The organism is Pseudomonas sp. SC11 (assembly GCF_047039205.1).
Classification (GTDB): Bacteria; Pseudomonadota; Gammaproteobacteria; order Pseudomonadales; family Pseudomonadaceae; genus Aquipseudomonas; species Aquipseudomonas boreofloridensis.
In genome coordinates this window covers 3,754,507-3,776,162 of the sequence record NZ_CP178183.1, presented here as the reverse complement: position 1 = coordinate 3,776,162, position 21,656 = coordinate 3,754,507, and the positions used below count along the sequence as shown (strand labels likewise).

The window sequence follows — 21,656 nt, the reverse complement described above, 5'->3', positions numbered from 1 at the left end:
CCTGTCAACCAACGCCGTCAACCTCAGGGGATGAGCGGTGTGAGTTCGAACAAACCTTACAACATAGCGAAGCGCATGATATGGGAGGCCTATCAGCAGGTCAGAACCAACCGGGGAGCTGCTGGAATCGACGATGAGACCATTGCCGATTTTGAGCGGAACCTGCCGAAGAATCTTTACAAGCTATGGAATCGAATGTCGTCGGGGTCCTATTTCCCGCCGCCGGTCAAGGTTGTTGAGATACCGAAGGCATCGGGGGGTATACGCAGGCTGGGAGTGCCCACGGTCAGCGACCGTATCGCACAAACTGTAGTCAAACTCCTCATCGAGCCAAAACTGGATGCGCTTTTCCATCCGGACTCATATGGATACCGACCAGGACGTTCAGCCAAACAGGCCATAGCGATCACACGCGAACGCTGCTGGCGATACGACTGGGTGGTGGAGTTTGATATCAAGGCGGCTTTCGATCACATTGATCATGAACTGCTGATGAAAGCGGTGCGAACCCATATCAAAGAGGACTGGATACTGCTGTACATCGAACGATGGCTGGTTGCTCCATTCGAGGCAGCAGATGGCGTTCGCATTCAACGCGAACGTGGCACCCCGCAAGGCGGCGTGATCAGTCCCATGTTGATGAATCTGTTCATGCATTACGCCTTTGACGCTTAGATGCAACGAAACAGCCCAAACTGTCCTTTTGCCCGGTATGCCGATGATGCGGTAGTGCATTGTCGTAGCGAGAGGCAAGCAGAACACGTGATGCGTTCAATCGCTTCACGTCTAGCGGTTTGTGGCCTCACGATGCATCCCGAGAAATCGAAGATCGTGTACTGCAAGGACAGCAATCGACGCGCAGGGTATCCGCATGTGAGCTTTACTTTCCTTGGTTTCACTTTTAGACCCAGGAAGGCAATCGGCCAGCAGAACAAGCTTTTCACCAGCTTCCTTCCGGGAGTCAGTGCACAAGCGTTGAAGCGGATGCGGCGAGCAGTGCGCGAGTGGCGGGTCAACCGCCAAACTCACGTGACGCTGGCTGCTGTGGCTCGGCTTTACAACCCAGTGATACAAGGTTGGTGGCAGTACTATGGCGCGTTCTATCGGACAGCCATGCTTGGCATCTTTCGACATATCGATAGCGCGCTCAAGCGTTGGGCCGGTCGCAAGTACAAAATACTTCACGGGCGCAAGCAGCGTATATCTCAATGGTTGGACACGGTGCATACGGCTGCCCCTCGACTGTTTTATCACTGGCAAGTAACCGAGCAACAGGTTGGATAACGGGAGCCGTATGACGCGAGAGTGTCACGTACGGTTCTGCGAGCGGCTACGGGGGCAGTTCCGGTGGCCGACTCACCTCTTTGGCATGAAGGCGCATATCGGTGCCGATGCTGAGTCGGGCCTGGTGCATCACGTCCATGGCACAGCGGCGAACGTGACTGATGTCACAGAGGTCGCTCACCTGTTGCATGGAGACGAAAATGTCATCTGTGCCGACGCGGGTTATACCGGCGTGGAGAAGCGGCCAGAGCATGAAGGAAGGTCGGTGATCTGGCAGATTGCGGCTCGTCGTAGCACCTACAAGCACTTGAGCAAACGCAGCGTGCTCTACAAGGCCAGACGCAAGATCGAGAAGGTCAAAGCGCAGGTGCGAGCGAAAGTCGAACATCCATTCTGTGTGATCAAGCGCCAATTCGGCTATGTGAAAACCCGTTTCCGTGGCTTGGCCAAGAACACGGCGCAACTGACCACGCTGTTTGCCCTGTCGAATCTGTGGATGGTGCGCCGGCAATTATTGCCGGCCGCGGGAGAGGTGCGCCCGTGAGGGCAGAAAACCAAAGCTATGCCTTGGTTTTCCAATAATCAGCGGCTGAAAATCAGGCTTTTCGGCATCCTCATGCCGTCGATTTTCGGCTGATGGCAACTTGTTCGGAGTTTCCCTAAGCAACAGGTGGCAAAATAGGATCAGTAGGAGACGGCAAATAATGAAACCCAAGTCGAGGATTCAAGCTTATACATTATTTTTAATCTATTTGGTTGTTTTTTTTTCTTTGGAGGGGTCGTATCAAATTTTTTAGGGGCCATAGCCCTGTATTTTAAATATGACACATGGCATTTTGGTTGGGCTGATATTTCCGGCGTGTTTCCTGGATTTCTAGCCTATGCGGTCCCTGTCTGGTTTGGGATATGCCTTGCTTCATATTTCAAATGGGGCGGTGGGAAGTAAATGTCAAAGTATTTCCGAGCGTGGATTGCTTGAGCCACAAATTTGAAACTTAAGTGAAGCATGCCTACATCGACGTAGGGCGAGCAATTAATGCGTCGCAGAGCTACATAGCTCCATCATTAACTGCGCGGGCGAAAGTAAAGGCAGCCTAATCCGCCCCGGCCAATTCTTCCTCGCCGCCAGACAACCGACGAGAAGCTGTTCAAGCACCTGATGGACAACGCCATCGCCAGCAAGGACAAGCTGGCGCGGAGCTTAGGTGTGTCGCTCAGCGCCGAGCAGGTCGCCGCGCTGACCCACGACATCGTCTGGATGGAGCAGATCGAGGTCAAGGGCGAGAAAGTGCTGGCCCCGGTGCTGTACCTGGCCCACGCCAGTGGCCGCGTGGCCCCTAACGGCGCGCTGATCCAGGGCCGTGACGTCAACCTGATCAGCGGCGGCGACCTGGTCAACGTCCGCACACTGCGTGCCACCAACCACCTCGCTGCCAGCGCTACCAACATCAGCAACAGCGGGCTGATCGAAGCAGGTGGGCGCCTGGACATGCTGGCCACCGACTCCATCCGCAACGCCTAGGGTGGAATATCGACAGCGTGGGCGGGGTGCTCAAGGCGGGTGGTGATACCAGGCTGGACGCCGGTCGCGACCTGTCCATCGGCAGCACAGTCTACGTTTTGATCATATTCTCGACGGCGATATAACTACGTTAAAGAGAGTGGTGAGAGGGTTGGGCCAGGTGATCACTATTCAAGATCTCAAGATGTCCGTGTGACTCGAATCAGTGGTCAGTTGATTGCTGCGCTTCCAGCCCAGGCAGCGTCCAGCTTCTGCGAGCGGCGTGCTCGCGTGAACCATGCCAACCCCATCGATAGCAGCAGCGCACGGATACGCTACGAGGCTGCAAGGCCATCCATTTATTTGACGCCACTATTTTGCCACCTTATCATCCGCGCCGGTTATTGGCACAACGCCATACAAAAGGACCTAACCGATGTGGCGTTTGGAACGCCGGGCCGCGCATTCGTTGCTGCCCACCTTCACTGACCCGGACACTGTCGTGTCGGCGCGCGTCGCCCTGATCGAGCCACGCACCGCCCACTACCCCCGTTTTCTGAAACCACCGGCCCCCGCCACCGATCGGGCAGCGCCGGTGCGTTTACGCATGGACTTCTTTCTCTAATTTTTCACCGCCCTCGGGCATCGGGATTTCACATGGACGTTCGTCAGTTCGCCTTCCTCGTGCGTCAGCCTTCGGCTGCCCTCAAAAGCCGTTCCCACTTCCTGGGGATGCCCAAGCGGGGTCTGGCGTTCATCCTGGCCAACGCCATGTTCTGGCAGCCGCTGCTGGTCCAGGCCGAGGGCATCGCGGTCAGCGGGCAGGGCACCACGCTCGGGCAAGCGGGCAATGGCGTGCCGATCGTCAACATCGCCGCGCCCAACGGCAGCGGCCTGTCGCACAACCAGTTCCAGGACTACAACGTCGGCGCCAACGGGGTCATTCTCAACAACGCCACCGGCCGTACCCAGAACACCCAACTGGGCGGCATCATCGTCGGCAACCCCAACTTCCAGGGCACGGCCGCGCAGGTCATCCTCAACGAAGTCAATGGCGCCAACGCCAGCCAACTGCGCGGCTACACCGAAGTGGCCGGGCAGTCGGCCCATGTGATCGTCGCCAACCCGCACGGCATCACCTGCGACGGCTGCGGCTTCATCAACACGCCGCAGGCGACCTTGACCACCGGCAGGCCGGTGATCGAAAACGGCCAGCTCACCCGCTACCAGGTCGACCAGGGCAGCGTCGCCATCGAAGGCGCGGGCCTGAACGCCAGCAACGTCGACCGCTTCGAAATCATCACCCGCGCTGCCCGCCTCAATGCGCAGATCCAGGCGAACAAGCTGACCATCGTCGCCGGGCGCAACGATGTCGAGGCCGGCACCCTCAACGCCACCGCGCGCGCTACCGACGGCAGCCAGGCGCCGGACCTGGCCATCGACTCCTCGGCGCTGGGCGGCATGTACGTGGGCGCGGTCAAGCTGGTCGGTACCGAGGCCGGGGTCGGTGTGCGCATGGCCGGCGACATGATGTCCGGTGGCGATATCCAGATCGATGCGGCAGGGCAACTGCTGATGGGCCAGACCTCGGCAGCCACCACGGTCAACGTCAAAGCCCAGAGCGTCGATGTCCAAGGCCCCGTATATGCCGGCAGCGACCTGGCGCTGACCACCCAGGGCGCATTGACCAACCAGGGCACCTTGGCAGCCAGGAACAGCGTCACCTTGGACGCCGGCGGCCGCCTGACCAACCGCGGCATCATCGAGGCTGGCGTCAACGCGGACAACAGTCGCAACAGCCAAGGCGATCTGCAGCTCAAGGCGCAGGCGTTCGATAACACGGGCAAGAGCGTCATCGCCAGTCGCGACCTGCGCGTGCAAACCGGTGAACTGATCAACCAGCGCGGCACCCTCAGCGCTGCGCGCAGTGCCCAACTGGCCGCGACCGCCCTGGACAATCAGAACCAGGGCCGCGTGCTCAGCGCCGGCAATCTCGGCATCAGCGCCGATCAGTTGCTCAACAGCCAGGCTGGACTGGTCACCGCCTCCGGCCTGCTGACGGCGAACGTCGGCCAGTTGATCAACCGCCAGGGCGAACTGTCGAGCCTCGGCCAGGCCAGCCTGCACGTGGCGTCGCTGGATAACGTCGTCGGGCTGGTGTCGGCCGGACAAACCTTGAGCCTGAATGCGCAAGGCGCCATCGACAACCAGGGCGGACGCATCGCCGCGCAGCAGGCTGTGCAAGTCAATGCCGCCTCGCTGAACAACAGCCAGCGCGGTGTGCTGAACAGCCAAGGCGCGCTCGGCGTCGAGGTGAGTGGCGCCCTGGCCAACCAACAGCAGGGGCGCATCGAGTCCACGGCGGGGGCGACGATCAAGGCCGCGGCGCTGGACAACCAGCAGGGCGGCAAGCTCAGCGGCCAGACGCTGAACCTCACGGCAGGCGCGGTGAACAACAGCGTCGGTGGCGAGATCGCCAGTGCACAAGGCACGAACGCCAACCTGGGCCGCCTCGATCAGCACGATGGTGGCCGCTTCTACAGCAACGGCGACCTGTACCTGAACCTCAACCAGGGCCAGCTGGATAACCGCAGTGCCCTGATCAATGCCGCCGGGCAGTTGACCTTCGACCACCTCGACAGCGTCGACAACCGCCAGGGCGAAATCTCCAGTGCTCGCAGCTATTCGGTCACGGCGCGCACCCTCGACAACACGGCCGGCAAGCTGCTCAGCGACCAAGGCTTGATCCTCAGCATCGTCCAGACCTTGAACAACGGGGCCGGACTGATCGCCGCCAGCGGCCTGCAGATCGGTGCCGCCAGCCTGATCAATGACCAACAGGGCACCGTGAACAGTCGCGCGGCGCTGGACGCGCGTGTCGCGGGACTGTTCGACAACCGCAGCGGCAGCCTGACCAGCGCCGCCGCCAGCCAGCTCAGCGTCGGCAGCTTGAACAATGCGGGCGGCCGGGTATCCAGCCAGTCCGGCTTGAGCCTGGACCTCAATCGCGGTCATCTGGACAACCAGTCCGGGGTGATCAGTGCGCCTGGCACACTGCTGCTGAACAACCTGACCACGGTCGATAACCGCAACGGCGCCGTCTCCAGCAGTAGCGCATTCTCCCTGCTGGCCGATGCACTGGATAACCGGGGCGGCAAGGTGCAGAGCGACCAGTCGCTAAGCGTGGCGGCTGCGCAGGTGGTGAACAGCGCGGCGGGTCGTCTATCGGGTGCGTCGCTGCGGCTGAACGCCGACAGCCTCGACAACGGCAGCGGTCACTTGCTGGCCAACGACGGTTTGAGCCTGGACGTCGCGGGCGCATTGCTCAACCACAGTGGCGAGGTGCTGGCCCGTGACGTGCGGCTAACAGCCGGCTCGCTGGATAACACCCAGGGCCAGGTGCAGGCCGACCAGTCGTTGACGATCGACAGCGGCGCCCTTGGCAATCGCGCCGGCACGCTCGCCAGCGGCCAGACCCTGGCGCTGACCGCCAGCGCCCTGGACAACACCTCCGGCAAGGTGACCAGTGCGGCGGCGCTGACCGCCGCCATCTCCGGCAATCTGCTCAACCAGAGCGGGCTGATCAGCGCAGGCGCAGACCTGCAACTGAACAGCGCCGACCTGAACAACCAGGCCGGCCAGATCAGTGCCGCCCACGCCCTGCGCCTGCGCACCGCGCAACTGGACAACAGCGCCGGTGGCCGTATCACCGGCAACACCCTCAGCGCCCAGGTGACGGGCCTGGACCAGCGCGGCGACGGGCGTTTGTACAGCCAGGGCGACCTGAGCCTGGACCTCGCTCGTGGCTTGTTGAATAACCAGGGGGGTGTGATCAGTGCGCCGGGCGCGTTGCTGCTGACCCAACTGGCGACCGTCGATAACCAAGGCGGCGAAATCTCCAGCGCCCAAGGCTTCAGCCTGCAAGCGGACAGCCTGGACAACCGCGCGGGCAAGGTGGTGAGCGAGCAAGCGCTCACCCTGCGCATCGCCCGTTCGCTGGAAAACGCCAAAGGCCTGATTTCGGCCTCGAGCCTGGATGCGCGCAGCGCCAGCCTGGGTAACCAGAACGGCACCCTGAGTGCGCGTGACGGCGTGATGCTGAACGTCGAGGGCCTGCTGGACAACCGCAGTGGCAAGCTCTTGGGCCGTGACCTGTCGCTGACCGCACGTACGCTCGATAACAGCGACGGCCAGGCGCAAGGCGACACGCGCCTGACCGTCGCCAGCGGGGCGCTGATCAACCAGCGCGGCCGCCTGGTCTCGGCCAACACCGTCAGTCTCAGCGCTGCCAGCCTGGACAATACCGAGGGCACCCTCACCAGTGACGGCGCCCTGACCGCCATCATCGCCGGAGCCTTGCTCAACCAGTCCGGCCTGCTGGCAGCCACTGCCAACCTCGACCTGACCCTGGGCAGCCTCGACAACCAGCGCCAAGGGCGCGTTAGCAGCCAGGCCGACCTGACCCTGGCCGGCACCTCGCTCGACAACCGCAGCGGCAGCCTGGCGGCGGTCGGTGTGCTCAAGCTCGATGCGACGCGCCTGGATAACCGCCAGGGCAATGTCTACGCCCAGCAGCGTCTGGACCTGGCGTTGGGCGCAGACCTGAACAACAGCCAGCACGGCACCCTGCGCGGTGACGCTCAGCTGAATCTGCGCGCCGGCCCGGTGGACAACAGCGAAGGCGGGCGCATCAGTGCCGGGCAGACGTTGATCGCCAGCGTCACCGGGCTGGACCAGCACAACGACGGTCGGCTGTCAGGCCAGGGCGACGTTAGCCTCGACCTCAATCGCGGCCACCTGAACAACCAGGGCGGCACCTTGACCGCGCCGGGTCAGTTGCTGTTGAGCCACCTCGCCAGCGTCGATAACCAGGGCGGGGAAATCTCCAGCAGCCAGGCCTTCACCCTGGCTGCCGACACCCTGGACAACCGTGGTGCCAAGGTGCTCAGTGAACAGGCCCTGATCCTGCGCATCGCCCGTGCACTGGACAATACCCAAGGCCTGATTTCAGCCAAGGCGTTGACCCTGCAGGCTGGCAGCCTGGACAACCAGAGCGGCCTGCTCAGCGCCAACCACGACCTGGCAGTGCAGGTCGGCGCGACGCTGGACAACCGCAGCGGTCGGGTACTGGCCCGCAGCGCCTCGGTGAAGGTGGGCGCTCTGGACAATCGCCTGGGCCTGCTGCAGAGCGACAGCCTGCTCGACCTCACCAGCCTTGGCGCCGTGGATAACCGCCAGGGCACGCTGTTCGCCGCCCAGGCCTTCGACCTCGACGCCGGCAGCCTGGACAACAGCACCGGCAAGGCGACCAGCGATGGGCGCTTGACCGCGACCCTCGCCGGTCAGTTGCTCAACCAGGCTGGCCTGTTCAGCGCGGGCAGCGACCTGCACCTGATCGCCGCCAGCCTGGACAACAGCGCCAAAGGCAACCTGCACGCCAAGGGGCCGCTGGCGCTCACCGTGGGCGGCGCCTTGAACAACGCCCAAGGCGTGCTCGATAGCGACAGCACGCTGGTACTCACGGCGGGCCAAGTGGACAACAGCCGCGCAGGACGCATCAGCAGCCAGCAGCAACTCACGGCCTTCGTCACCGGCCTCGACCAGCACGACGGCGGTCGCCTGTATGGCCAGGCCGGTGTCAGCCTGGACCTGAATCACGGCCTGCTGAACAACCAGGGTGGCTTGATCCACGCGCCCGGCGCGCTGCTGCTGAGCCGCCTGGCCGAGGTGGACAACCACGCCGGGGAAATCTCCAGTGCCCAGGCGCTGAGCTTCGACGCCCAGAGCCTGGACAACCGCCGCGGCAAGCTGCTCAGCGAGCAAGGGCTGAGCGTGCGCATCGCCAAGGCGCTGGACAATGCCCAGGGCCTGGTGCGCGCTAAAGCGCTGGATCTGCGGGCCAACACGCTGGTCAATACGGCCGGTACGCTGAGCGCCCGCGACGACCTGACCGCCCAGGTCGAGGCGACACTCGACAACGGCCAGGGCGAGATTCTAGGCGCCACGACCCGCCTCACCGGCACCACGCTGGACAACCGCTCCGGCCTGATCCAGGGCGACCAGCGGCTCACCTTCGCGGACTGGCAAGCGGTCGGTAACCGCAATGGCCGGCTCGTCACAGGCCAACGCTTCGACCTGAACGCCGCCCGCCTCGACAACACCCAAGGCACGCTCACCAGCGACGGAACGCTCGACGCCCTGATCAGCGGCCAGTTGCTCAACCAGGCCGGCCTGATCGGCGCCAGCGCGCAACTGCAACTGACCGCGGGCAGCTTCGACAACCAGGCCAAGGGCCGCCTGCTGGGCAAGCGCGACCTGAACCTGACCGTCGGCCAATTCGACAACCGTGGCGGCAACGTCGCCGCAGTGAACCAATTGCAGTTCAAGGGCACGTCGCTGGATAACCGCGACGGTGGCCTGCTCAATGCGGGTCAGGGCATGACCCTGGCCCTCGACAGCCTGGACAACCGTGCCGGTGAGGTCTCCAGCGTCGGTGGCCTGACCCTCGCGGCCCGCGAGCTCGACAACAGCGCCGGTGCGCGGCTGCTGGCCAATGACGCCCTGCAGGTGACCGTGCAGCGCCTGAACAACCAACTCAAGGGCATCATCTCCGGGCAGCGCTCCGTCGAGTTGAACACGGCACTGCTGGACAACAGTGGCCAGGGCAGCGTGTATGCCAAGGGCAACCTGTCCCTGCTCGCCAGCGGCCAGGTGCTCAACCAGCAAGGCGCGCTGCGCAGCGATGCGGGCCTGAGCCTGCACGCCGACAGCCTCGACAACGGCAGCGGGCGCATCAGCAGCGCCGCACCGCTGGTCCTGGTCAGCACCGGCGCGCTGGGTAACCGCAACGGCGAGGTGCTCAGCGCCTCGAACCTGAGCCTGACCAGCGCCAGCCTCGACAACCAGAGCGGCACGCTCATCGGCGACGGGGCCGTGCAGGTCACCACCGGCGCCCTGAACAACCAGCAAGGTGGACGCCTCACCAGCGCCGACCGCCTCGACCTGGTGGCCGGGCAGGTGGACAACCGCGCCGCCGGTCGCATCGCCAGCGCCCACGCACTCACGGCCAGCCTCACCGGTCTCGACCAGCGCGGCGGCGGCAAGCTGTACAGCACCCGCGACCTGACACTGGACCTGAACCAGGGCACGTTGAACAACGCCGGTGGCTTGATCAATGCGCCCGGCCCGCTGGTACTGCGCAACCTCGCGCAGGTCATCAACCAGGGCGGCGAAATCTCCAGCCAGCAAGCCTTCACCCTGGCGGCGCAGAGCCTGGACAACACCGACGGCAAACTGCTGAGCGACCACGGGCTGAGCCTGACGGTCGAGCGGGCGCTGCTCAACGTCAGGGGGCAGATTACGGCCGCCGGACTCAAGGCCCAGGCAGGCCGTCTGGACAACAGCGAAGGCGTGTTCAGCAGCGAAGAAGACCTGGCCCTGGCGGTCAGCGACGCATTGCTCAACGTCGACGGCGAGCTGTCCAGCGCCGGCGCCAGCGTGGTCGATGCGCAGACCCTGAACAACCGCAACGGGCAGGTGATGGGCGATGTCAGCCTGGTGCTGACGACCCGAGGCGCGCTGCTCAACCAGGGCGGCACCCTGGGCGCCGCCGAGCGCTTGCAGGTGACGGCGGCGAGCCTGGACAACAGCCAGTCCGGTAGCCTGGTGAGTGACGGCAGCCTGACCGCCAAGGTCGATGGCCTGCTCGACAACCAGGACCAAGGCCGGGTCATGGCCAAGGGTGCCATGGCGGTGCAGGCCGGTGCGCTGGACAACCGTGGCGGGCGGGTGTCCGGGCAGGATCTGCTGACCCTGAGCGGTGATCGCCTGGACAACCGTGGCGGCGCGGTGCGCGCCAATCAGGCGCTCGACCTGGCCATCGGCGAGGTGGACAACCGCGCAGGCGTGCTCAACAGCAAGCAGGCCTTGATGATCGCCAGCCAGACGCTGAGCAACCAGGCCGGGCTGATCAGCGCCGCAGGCCCGGTGCGCCTGACCGCGCAGCGTGTGGAAAACGGCACCGGCCGCATCGCCAGCCAGCGCGACCTGGACGCCAGCGTTGGCGTGCTCAATCAACAGGGCGGCGAGCTGGTGGCCCAGGGAGAACTGACCCTCACCGGCAGCGCCCTCGATAACCGCAACGGCGGTCTGGTGGGCGCCACAAAAGCGCTGAAACTCAAGGTGGACGCGGTCGATAACCGCGCCGGAGAGCTGTCCAGCCAGGCCGCTGCCGAGTTCAGCGGCCAGCGCCTGGACAACAGTGGCGGCAAGCTGCTCGCCGCCACCGCGCTGCAACTGGCCGTGGCCCAGGTCATCAACCAGGCCAAGGGCCTGGTGTTCGCCCAGGACACGCGCTTGACCGGTGCGGGCCTGGACAACGCCCAAGGCACCTTCGCCGGCCAGCGTTCGCTGGCGCTGGAACTGACCGCCGCGCTGGACAACACCCAAGGCACACTCAGCAGCGAAGGCACGCTGCAACTCACCGGCGAGCGGGTCGACAACACCGCTGGCCGTATCACCAGTGCCGACACGCTGACCCTCGACAGCACCGCTGCGCTGATCAACCAGGGCGGGGTGGTGGAAACCGCGCAGGGCCTGACGCTCAACAGCGCCAGCCTGGACAACAGCCAGCAGGGCCTGCTCAAGAGCCAGGGCGCCGCGCGCCTGACCACCGGCCAGTTCGACAACACCCAGGGCGGGCGCCTGATCGGTTCCGGGCCGCTCGATCTCACCGCGACGCAGCTCAGCAATGGCGGCCGTGTCGCCAGCGCCGGCACCCTCAACGCCAGCCTCACCGGCCTCACGCAACACGGCGGCGAGCTGTTCAGCAACAGCCAACTGATCCTCGACCTGAACGGCGGTGACGCCACCAACAGCGGCTTGATCAACGCACCGATCCTGGTCCTTAAAAACCTCGGCAACCTCGACAACCGCCACGGCGAGCTCTCCAGCCAGAACGCCATCACCCTGGCCGCCCGCAGCCTGGACAACAGCCAGGGCAAGCTGATCAGCAATCAGGCACTGGTGCTGCGCATCGAACAGGCCCTGGCCAACGCCAAGGGCCACATCAGCGCCGCACGCCTCGACACCCGCAGCGCACGCCTGGACAACAGTGACGGTCTGCTCAGCAGCCGCAGTGGCCTGGACATCGTCGCCCGCGAAACGCTCGACAACCAGCGCGGCACCTTGATCGCCGACGGCCAATTGCTGCTGACCAGCGCCCAGTTGGACAACCGTGGCGGCGAGATCGCCGGCAAGGCCGACCTGAGCGTCAATGCCGCGCGCCTGGACAACCGCAGCGGCCAGTTGATCGGCACCCAGGCGGTGCAGGTCAGTGGCGCCAGCCTCGATAACCGGGGCGGTCTGGTCGGCGCCACAAAAGCGCTGACACTCGACGTCGGTGCCGTGGATAACCGGGCCGGCGAGCTGACCAGCAACGCGGGCGTGAGCATCACCGGCCAGCACCTGGACAACAGCGACGCGGGCCAGGTGTTCGCCGTCGAGGGCCTGACGCTGAACGTCGAGCAGGTGCTCAACCGCCAGGGCGGTTCGCTCAGCGCCCAGCGCCTGGCGCTGACCGGCAGCCGCCTGGACAACACCGGCGGCACGCTGCTCAGCCAGCAGCCGTTGCGCCTGCAGGTGAGCGGCGAGCTGGACAACAGCTGGGGCCTGCTGAGCAGTGAAGACACCCTCGACATCGAGGCCGGCAGCCTGAACAACAGCCACGGCAGCCTGTCCAGCGCGCACGCCTTGAACGTGGCGCTCAATGGCCAGTTGAACAACCAGAGCGGCCAGTTGGTCACCGACGGCGCCCTGGTGCTGAGCAGCACCGCGCTGGCCAACCAGCACGGCAGCATCAGCGCTAAAGGCGCGGTGACGGTGAGCGCCGGTACGCTGGACAACCAGGGCGGTCGCCTCAACAGCGGCGACACCTTGCAACTGAGCAGCGGCCAGTTGAACAACGGTGGCAGCATCGGCAGTGCCAAGGGCCTGACCGCCAGTGTCAGCGGGTTCGACCAACAGGGCGGTACGCTCTTCAGCCACAGCGGCCTGAGCCTGGACCTGAACAACGGCGCGTTGAGCAACCAGAACGGTTTGATCAACGCCACGGGCCCACTGCTGTTGAGCAACCTCGCGGCGGTCAATAACCAGAACGGTGAAATCTCCAGTGCCCAAGCCTTCACCCTGGCCGCTCAGAGCCTGGACAACGGCAACGGCAAACTGCTCAGCAACCAGGCCCTGGTCGTGCGCGTCGGCCAAGTGCTGGCCAACGTCAAAGGCCTGATCGGCGCCGCCCGCCTGGACGCGCACGCCGGCATCGTGGACAACCGCGGCGGCACCCTGAGCAGTCGCAGCGACCTGCAACTGACCAGCGATGGCCTGCTCGACAACCAGGAGCAGGGCCTGATCAGCGCCAGCCAGACGCTGACCCTGAACACCGGCAACCTCAACAACCTCACCGGCAGCCTGCTCGGCGCGGCGGGCGTGACGCTCACGGCCATGGCCCTGGACAACAGCGGCGGGGGCCTGATCAACAGCCAGGGCACCCTGGACCTGAGCGCCGCCAGCCTGAACACCGGCAGCGGCGGTGAAGTGTCCGCCCGGGGCGCGATGGGCCTGAAACTGAGCGCCCTGGCGCTGGCGGGCGGTCGGGTGATGGGCGAGCAGGGCGTGACCCTCGACCTCAACGACAGCGACCTGGACAACCGCAATGGCCAGATCCTGGCCAAGGGGCCGCTGACCCTCAAGCGCCTGCGCAGCTTCAACAACCAGAACGGCGAACTGTCCAGCCAACGCAGCCTGACCCTGAGCACCGGCACCCTGGACAACAGCGGCGGCAAGCTGATCAGCAGCGAGGTGCTGACGGTCCAGGCCGCCAGGCTGATCAACCAGAACGGCCTGGTGTCCGGCTGGCAAGGGCTGAGCGTCGGCGGCGGCAGCCTCGACAACCGCAACAACGGCACCCTGTCCAGCCGCAGCGGCGCGGTAGATGTGCGGCTCTCCGGCGAATTGCTCAATGCCGGGACCGGCGCCCTGGTCAGCCAGGGCGCGCTGACCGTCAGCGCTGCCAGCCTGGACAACACCGGCGGCATCCTCTCCAGTGGCGCAGGGCAAAGCCTGGTGGTCGGCGGCACGCTCGACAACGCCAGTGGCGGCCTGATCGACAGCGGCGCCGAGCTCGATGTACAGGCGGCCAGCCTGAACAACACCGCCGGCACCGTCACCGCCCAGCAGGCGCTGGCCGTCACCGCCACCGACCTGGGCAACCAGACCGGCACCCTGGTCAGCAATGGCCGCCTGACCCTCGACCTGCTGGGTCGCCTGGTCAACAACCAAGGCAAGCTCGCCAGCGCCGGAACGTTGCTGTTGCAGCGCGCCACGCAGGTGGACAACCAGGGCGGCCAGATCGCCAGCCAGGGCGTGCTGACGCTGTTGGCCGGCGGCATCGACAACCGCCAGCGCGGCACCCTCGCCGGCAAGGAGCGGGTGGCGATCACCAGCACCGGCGTGCTGCAGAACGATGCCGATGGCTTGATCTACAGCCAGGGCGCGGACGTGCAACTCAGCGCGGCCAGCCTCAGCAACCGCGCCGGCGTGATGCAGGGCCAGCAGGGCCTGGGCCTGAGCCTCACGGGCGACCTGGACAACGAAGGCGGTACGCTGCTGGCCCAGAGCGGCGACCTGAGCGCCGCCGCCAGCACCCTGAACAACCAGGGCGGCACCCTGGCCAGCGTGGCCGGGTCGGTCGATGCCCGCGTTGGCGGGCAACTGCTCAACGGCGTCAATGCCGCCAACAAGGCGGGCGTGATCCAGGGGCAGCGCTTGAACCTGATCGCCGCCAGCGTCGACAACCAGCGCGGCCGCATCGCCGCGCAAAACGGCGACGCGCTGATCAACGCCCGTTCCTTCGCCAACGCCTATGGCGGCCTGTATGCCAAGCACTTGCTCCAGGTGGTGGGGGCCGCGCTCGACAACAGTGCCGGTCAGATGGCGGCCAATCGCATGGACCTGGGGCTCGACGGCCAGTTGGGTAACCGTGGCGGGATCATCGAAAGCGACAGCGTGCTCAACGTGCGCGCCAATGCCGTCGATAACCAGGGCGGGCAGTTACGCGCCTTGGGCATCACCGGCAAGACCGACTTCCAACTGCTCGGCGGATTCGACAACCGCAATGGCCGACTCGAAACCCGCAACAGCGACCTGACCCTCAACGCCGCTGGCTTCCAGAACCAGGGCGGTAGCCTGCTGCACAGCGGCAGCGGCACTTTCGAGATCGCCACTGCCTCGCTGTTGGCGGCGGGCGGTGAGGTGGTCACCCGAGGTGGTTTGACTCTTACGGCCGATAGTTGGACCAACAGCACTGTGATTCAGGCTGGGCGGTTGACGGTGAATGTCGGCGAGCTGAGCCAGACGGCGACTGGTCAGTTGCTGGCAGCGGAGCGTTTTTCCGGCAGCGGCAACAACTGGAGCGCGGCTGGGGTGATCGCCAGTGACGGAGGGCTTGACCTGAACCTGTCGGGCAGCCTGAGCGCCAGCGGACGCGTCAGCAACCTAGGAGCTATGGACCTCAAGCTTGGTCAACTGGTACTGGGCGGCGGCGGTAGCGTTGCTTCAGGCGGCAATGCAGCAATCACTGTCGGCGGCAAGTTGAGCAACGCCGGGCGACTGACCTCAAGCTCCAACCTGAGCGTTAATGCCGCTGGCATCGAGAATGTGGGCTCGCTTGGCAGTGGGCAAGACCTGACCTTGACCACTGGCGATCTCTCCAACCAAGGCGGATTTATCTACAGCGGTGGCAACATGGCCTTGTATGGCCAGCGGGTGACCAACCGCCAAGGCGATATCTACAGCTTGGGCGATATACGTGTTGCACAAGATATGCAGGGCACGCGCTCCGCGCTGCTTGAGAACTTGTCTGGCACATTCGAGAGTGTTGGCGATTTCAACATTGCTGCCAGCAGCGTTCGCAACGAGCGCGTGGACTTCACGCTCAACTCGACGCTGCAATCCGCTTACATTGGGGTGCGTTGCTACAGTTGCTCCAGCTATATGGATGGCAAAAGGCAAGTCACCTCGAAATCGCATCTGGTGTGGGGCAAAACCTACACCTTCGAAGCGGTTGGGCAAGTAGAGAAAGAGTCCAGTCTGGCGGCTGGGCGCAACTTGAGTGTGGTAAGCGAGACGTTTGCCAATACCAACTCGACGATTTCCGCGGTTGGCGATATCACAATCAATACAGGGTCATTCAGCAATACCGGGACCTCGTTAGGCGGCTATTCGGAACTCGCATACATCGATGTCGGCTCTGTGAATTCGACACTGTGGTTCGATATCACACGCTACAACGCAGACAATGATGCGGGTTACACCGGCGGCGTCCGTTTTTGGAATGCTGCGGATGAGCAGTCGATGGGCACAATCACTGGTGGTAGTCGATCCGTTGGGAACGGTAACACCGCCGCGTGGTTGAATTTTGCAAGTATGTATCTGCAGCTCCAAGAGGGCACCAACGCCAAGGGCACTGCTCGGGCCTATAGCCACACCGCCAATTATGGCAATGGCCAGCCGCGTACTGCTCCTGCAGTCATTCAGAGCGCCACACCTTTCCGCCTCGAACGTATGGAACATTCCGGCTCCAGCTATTTGCCCTCGGTCGTACAGGCGGGCGGCAAAATCGCGATCACGGCGGCTAGCAATCTTTCCAACGGCGTGGAGCGTGCACACAGCCCAGGCGCTTCGACATCTGCGAGAGGTCTAAGCACGGCTGCCATGGGGGCCGGTGCGGCACCCATCATCGTTGTGAACCGGCAACTGCCGCCCGATCTCGCTCAACAGCAGGTCAACCCACTCGCACTGCCCGGCTTCAGCCTCCCCACCGGCCAGAACGGCCTGTTCCGTCTGAGCGGGCAGGGCGGCAGCAGCGGGCAAGTGGCTCAAGGGTCGGCCGGGCCTGCCAGTTGGACCCTGGGCGCTGCCAGCGTCGGCCTGGAGCAACGTCAGCAACGCCTTCCCGAAACCCAAGGCCGGACGATTCAACTCGACGACGTCGCACAGGTGTCTGCCAGCAGCCGCCAGGTGTCGGTCACGGCCCGTGAGGCCGGCGGCATCCAGGCCAGCGTGAGCGCGATCAATGTGGGCGGTGTGAGCGATGCCGACGTCGGCACGCTACAACCTGGCCGCAGCGGCGGCGGCACCATCACCGCAGTGGATGGCATCACCGCGCAGAACCCGGTCGATGGCTCGCGCCCGGTCGTGGACCTGTCACGCCCGAACATCGACCTGTCCGGCTTGACCCCCGCCGAGCGCGACGCCCGCATCGTGCTGACCACGCCCGATCAACCGGTTTCCGACAGCAGCCGTCCGACCTTGAACGTCCCCGGCCTGTCCACCGCCGAGCGCGACACCCGCGTGGTGACCGTCGCACCGGACAGCGCCCGCCCAGACCTCAGCGTGCCCGGCGTCACGCCGCTGGCCCGTGCGACCCAGGTGTCCGTGGAGCGCCAGCAGCCTTCGACCGTGGCGACAGTGGTGCCGACCTCCCGCGAGTTCCTGCCCGCCGTCAGCCCCGCCGAGCAGCCTGTCGTGGACAGCACCGCCACCCGCCCGGCCGCCGTCACGGTCGAGCAGGTCGCCGCGAACCCGACGCCGGTGGCCAGCCAAACCCTCGAGCGGGTCCAGGGCCTTCCCGAAAAGCGTCCGGTCTCCCAGCCGCACAAATACCTGATCGAAACCAACCCCGTGCTCACCGACATGAAGCAATTCATGAGCTCGGACTACCTGCTTTCGGGCCTGGGCTACAACCCCGACGAAAGCGCCAAGCGCCTGGGCGACGGCCTCTACGAACAGCGCCTGATCCAGCAAGCCGTGGTGGCCCGCACCGGCCAACGCTTCATCGACGGCCAAACCACCGACGAAAAGCTGTTCCGCCACCTGATGGACAACGCCATCGCCAGCCGTCAAACGCTGAACCTGGCGGTGGGCGTAACCCTCACCTCCGAGCAGGTCGCAGCGCTGACCCACGACATCGTCTGGCTGGAAACCCATGTGGTGAACGGCGAGGAAGTGTTGGTGCCGGTGCTGTACCTGGCCAACGCCAATAACCGCCTGGCCCCCAACGGCGCGCTGATAGCAGGTAGCGACGTCACCCTCATCGCCGGCCAGGACCTCACTAACGTCGGCACCTTGCGCGCCAGCAACAACCTGTCCGCCCAGGCCGGCAACGACATCATCAACGGCGGCCTGATCGAGGCGGGCAATCGCCTGGACCTGCTGGCCGGCAACAACATCGTCAATAAAGCCGGCGGCATCATCGCCGGCCGCGACGTGACCCTCACGGCCCTCAAGGGCGATGTGATCAACGAGCGCAGCGTCACCCGAGTCGACAGCAGCGACGGACGAGTCACTGAACACCGAGACTTCGTTGACAGCGCCGCACGGATTGAGGCCGCCAACGACCTGAGCATCGGTGCCGGCCGCGACGTCGCCAATCACGGCAGCGTGCTGCAGAGCGGCCGGGACCTCTCCATCCAGGCAGGTCGAGACCTCAGTATCGGTGCTGTGGAACAGACCGCCAGCAACGTGAACAGTCGCGTACGCCAAACCAGTAGCTCAGTCACCCAGCACGGTTCCTCGGTGACCGCAGGCCGCGACCTGACCGCTATCGCCGGACGCGACCTGACCGCCATCGCCAGCCAGATCGACGCCAAGCGCGATGTGGCCATGGCGGCGACCGAAAACCTCAGCCTGAGCTCGGCGGCGGATGAGCAGCATTCGGCGTTCAAGACGAAGAAGGCCAAGGGTCAGGAAGACCATGTGAGCCAGGTCGGCACGGCGGTGACGGCGGGCGGCGACGTGAGCCTGCGCGCCGGACAAGACCTGGCGATGACGGCCAGCCGGGTGTCGGCGGGGGATGAAGCGTATCTGGTGGCCGGTGGTCGGTTGGAACTGCTGGCTGAGGCTGACAGTGATTACTCGTTGTATGACAAGAAGAGTAAAGGGAGTTTCGGTAGCAAGAAAACTAAGCGCGATGAAGTGACCGATGTGAAGTATGTCGGCAGCGCGGTATCGGCCGGGGGCGATGTGACCCTCGCGAGTGGCGGGGATCAGCGGTATCAAGCGGCAACGCTTGAGAGTGGGAAGGATCTGACGCTGGAGAGTGGTGGTGGGATTACGTTTGAAGGCGTGAAGGATCTGCATCAGGAGAGTCACGAGAAGAGCAAGTCGGATCTGGCGTGGAACAGTGCCAAGGGCAGAGGCAACACGGACGAAACCTTGCGCCAGAGTCAGTTGGTTGCACAGGGCGAACTGGCAATCAAAGCTGCGGAAGGTTTGAAGATCGATGTGCGGCAGATCGATCAGCACACCGTGAGCCAGACCATCGACGCTATGGTTGCAGCCGATCCACAACTGGCATGGCTCAAGGAAGCCGAGGCGCGAGGCGATGTGGATTGGAAGCTCGTGAAGGAAACTCACGATGCCTACAAATACAGTCACTCTGGGCTGGGTCAGGGCGCCATGCTGGCGATCGTCATCGTCGTCACGGTGCTAACGGCGGGAAGCGGAACTGCAGCTGCCCTGGGCACTGCTGCTGGTAGCGCAGCACAAGGCGCAGCAGTGGCAGCCGGAATGTCCGCGACGACAGCAGCAACTATCGCAACGGCGGCCAACGCAGCAGCGGTTGCGGCCTTCTCTGCGGCAGTGTCTCAATCCGCGGTCAGCGTGATTAACAACAAGGGAAACATCGGGGCAGCGCTAAAAGACGTCACCTCCAAAGACAGCATGCAGAGCTATCTCGTCAGCGGGCTGGCTGCCGGATTTGCGGCGGGTGTTCTCGATAAAACGTTTGGCGTGGAGAAAGCGGACGTTACCAAAGCCACACATGGTTTCGAGTTGGGCACCGTGAGTGGCGCCAGCAAATTTGCGGGTTATACCTTCGCTGAAAGTGGCTTTGGAGCGGTCGCGAACACGGCCATCAAGGGTGGCAGCCTAGGCGACAATCTGGCTCACGCAGCCGTCAGCTCGGCAGCGGATGTGATCTCGGCAGGGATCTACAACCGTTTGGGTACGAAGTTGGAGTTCTCCGGTCTCCCGGCAAAAATGGGCGCTCATGCCCTGGTCGGTGGCTTGATCAGCGAATTGGCTGGAGGTGATTTCAAGAGTGGTGCATTGGCGGCAGGCGCGAACGAGGCATTCGTCGCGTCGGTTGGCGACAAGATCTTCGACAACGGCATGCACGATCAACTGCTGGCCATGACCTCGCAACTGATCGGCCTCACGGTGGCAGCGGCGGCAGGCGGATCGAGCAAGGATCAAGCTGTCGCTGGTTGGGTGGCTTCGCAAGCGACCAAGTACAACAGCCTGGATCATCCGACCGCCGAGAAGTTGCTGGATGAGTTGAAGGGCTGCAAAGCCAGCGGGGCGTGCGGCAGAGCACAAGTGGAAGGCATTGTCGGTCGCTATGAAAAGCTTTCTGCGGACCGGTCCAAAGCGATCCAGGGCTGCGAGTCCAGGGCCTGTGTAGAGGCTATACAGGCCAACACTATCGCTATGAACGACCCCGTTGCGCAGGAACTGTTGGGTATGTTCAGGCGGACGGTGGCGTATGACGTCCCGGGCTTACTACAAGGTGATCCCAGCAACGTCGCAATGCCTTCTCTTGGGGTCGATAAGTGGGGAGGCTTATTCGTATCCGACAAGGACCTGATTCAGGCGAAATATATATCGGAAGGCTGGTTGACGCCTGCTGAGCATGGGGGGTTGGAGAAGTGGGATAGGGAAACTGAGTGGCTGAATCGACTGGCCGGCAAACAATTGTCGGTCGAGGAGAAGGCGAGTAGGCTTGTTGAGCTTACGTCTATGGCTGGCATGGGTATTCTTACTGGGCGTGCAGGAAAAATATCTAACGGCGAGCGACCAGAGAACTTGAGTCCTGACGGGGTTGGACGAAATGGCGCCTTCAGAGAGGCAAAGCGTAGATCTGGGATACCGGTTAGCCAGCAACCTAGTAAAGTTTCTTTAAATATTGACAAGCGCGGAAGGGTTCAACCCGGCGTAACCTATGAATTTACTGTGCCGACGGCCGGGGGCGGAACTCGAAAGATTTTAATTCGAGATGATGCTGGCGGACACGATTTTGGCAGCGGGAATACGCAAAATCGAGGGCCGCATTTTAATGATGAGTCTGGAGGTCACTATGATTACTAAAGTTAATCAATCTACTTTTCTTGATGTGGGGTTTCAAAATGAAGTATATAATTTTGATGTTTCTAATTTGGAGGGTCTGCCGAAGATCGGAGTTTCATCTTTTTTGGCTCAAGGAAGAAGTGCGGAAATTTTACTTGCTGTTTTAACGCGTGTTACTGAAGTGTTCGGTCGGTTTTTCCAAAGCTATGAGTATTGGCTGTACGTTGCTAGTGATTGCGTGCAGCCTGATACTAAGATGGTGAGGTATAAGGGCTTGTTGGGTTCGCTTAAAAGTCGAGGGCTTGATGTCCCAGGCGATCTTTTTTTTCAAGAAAAGTTAATTGTGTTGAACGAGGGGGTGAAGTTTATTGGTAGGTTTGAGCTAAAACCGGAACTAATGAATTTTGGCGTGGCAATGATGCTGAAAGCTCCAAGCTCTTATGTCGTTGCGGTTCCCAAAGGAGGCAGCGCTGATAAGTTTCATGTCTGCGACATCGAGGGTAGCCTTCGAGACGACCTCAAGAGGTTCGAGTCTATTTTCAACTGCGGAGGAGCGCTAATAGCGAGACTTGGCTTTTTTGATGATGATGAATCTGGTTTTCTAGTGCTTGCTTCGCCTTCCTTGATTATGGAACTTTAGATGTTAACTGAAAAATGATCCTGATAACTAGGAGCCTGGTGCTATGAT

At 63.2% G+C, this 21,656-nt stretch carries 3 protein-coding genes and 3 pseudogenes; all 6 read left to right on the top strand.

Features of this window, described 5'->3' with window-relative positions; translation table 11 throughout:
* The first annotated feature begins 30 nt into the window (after nt 1-30).
* A pseudogene (gene ltrA / locus ACK2SD_RS16835) lies at nt 31-1,298 on the top strand (group II intron reverse transcriptase/maturase).
* A 59-nt stretch (nt 1,299-1,357) separates the two neighbouring features.
* Nucleotides 1,358-1,828: pseudogene (locus tag ACK2SD_RS16830) on the top strand (IS5 family transposase); the annotation flags it as partial.
* A 585-nt stretch (nt 1,829-2,413) separates the two neighbouring features.
* Nucleotides 2,414-2,800, top strand: a pseudogene (locus ACK2SD_RS16825) (hypothetical protein); the annotation flags it as partial.
* Nucleotides 2,801-3,221: 421 nt separating this feature from the next.
* Nucleotides 3,222-3,410 (top strand): hypothetical protein, encoded by a 189-nt coding sequence (locus ACK2SD_RS16820; RefSeq protein ID WP_029613861.1) that lies wholly within the window; start codon nt 3,222-3,224, stop codon nt 3,408-3,410.
* A gap of 32 nt (nt 3,411-3,442) precedes the next feature.
* Nucleotides 3,443-20,989, top strand: coding sequence for a filamentous hemagglutinin N-terminal domain-containing protein (locus ACK2SD_RS16815; RefSeq protein WP_412460375.1), 17,547 nt, complete (start codon nt 3,443-3,445; stop codon nt 20,987-20,989).
* Entirely contained in the window at nt 20,979-21,608 is a 630-nt protein-coding gene (locus ACK2SD_RS16810; protein WP_412460374.1) for a hypothetical protein, read from the top strand. The genes ACK2SD_RS16815 and ACK2SD_RS16810 overlap by 11 nt, the downstream gene beginning before the upstream one ends.
* The last annotated feature ends 48 nt before the right edge of the window (nt 21,609-21,656 follow it).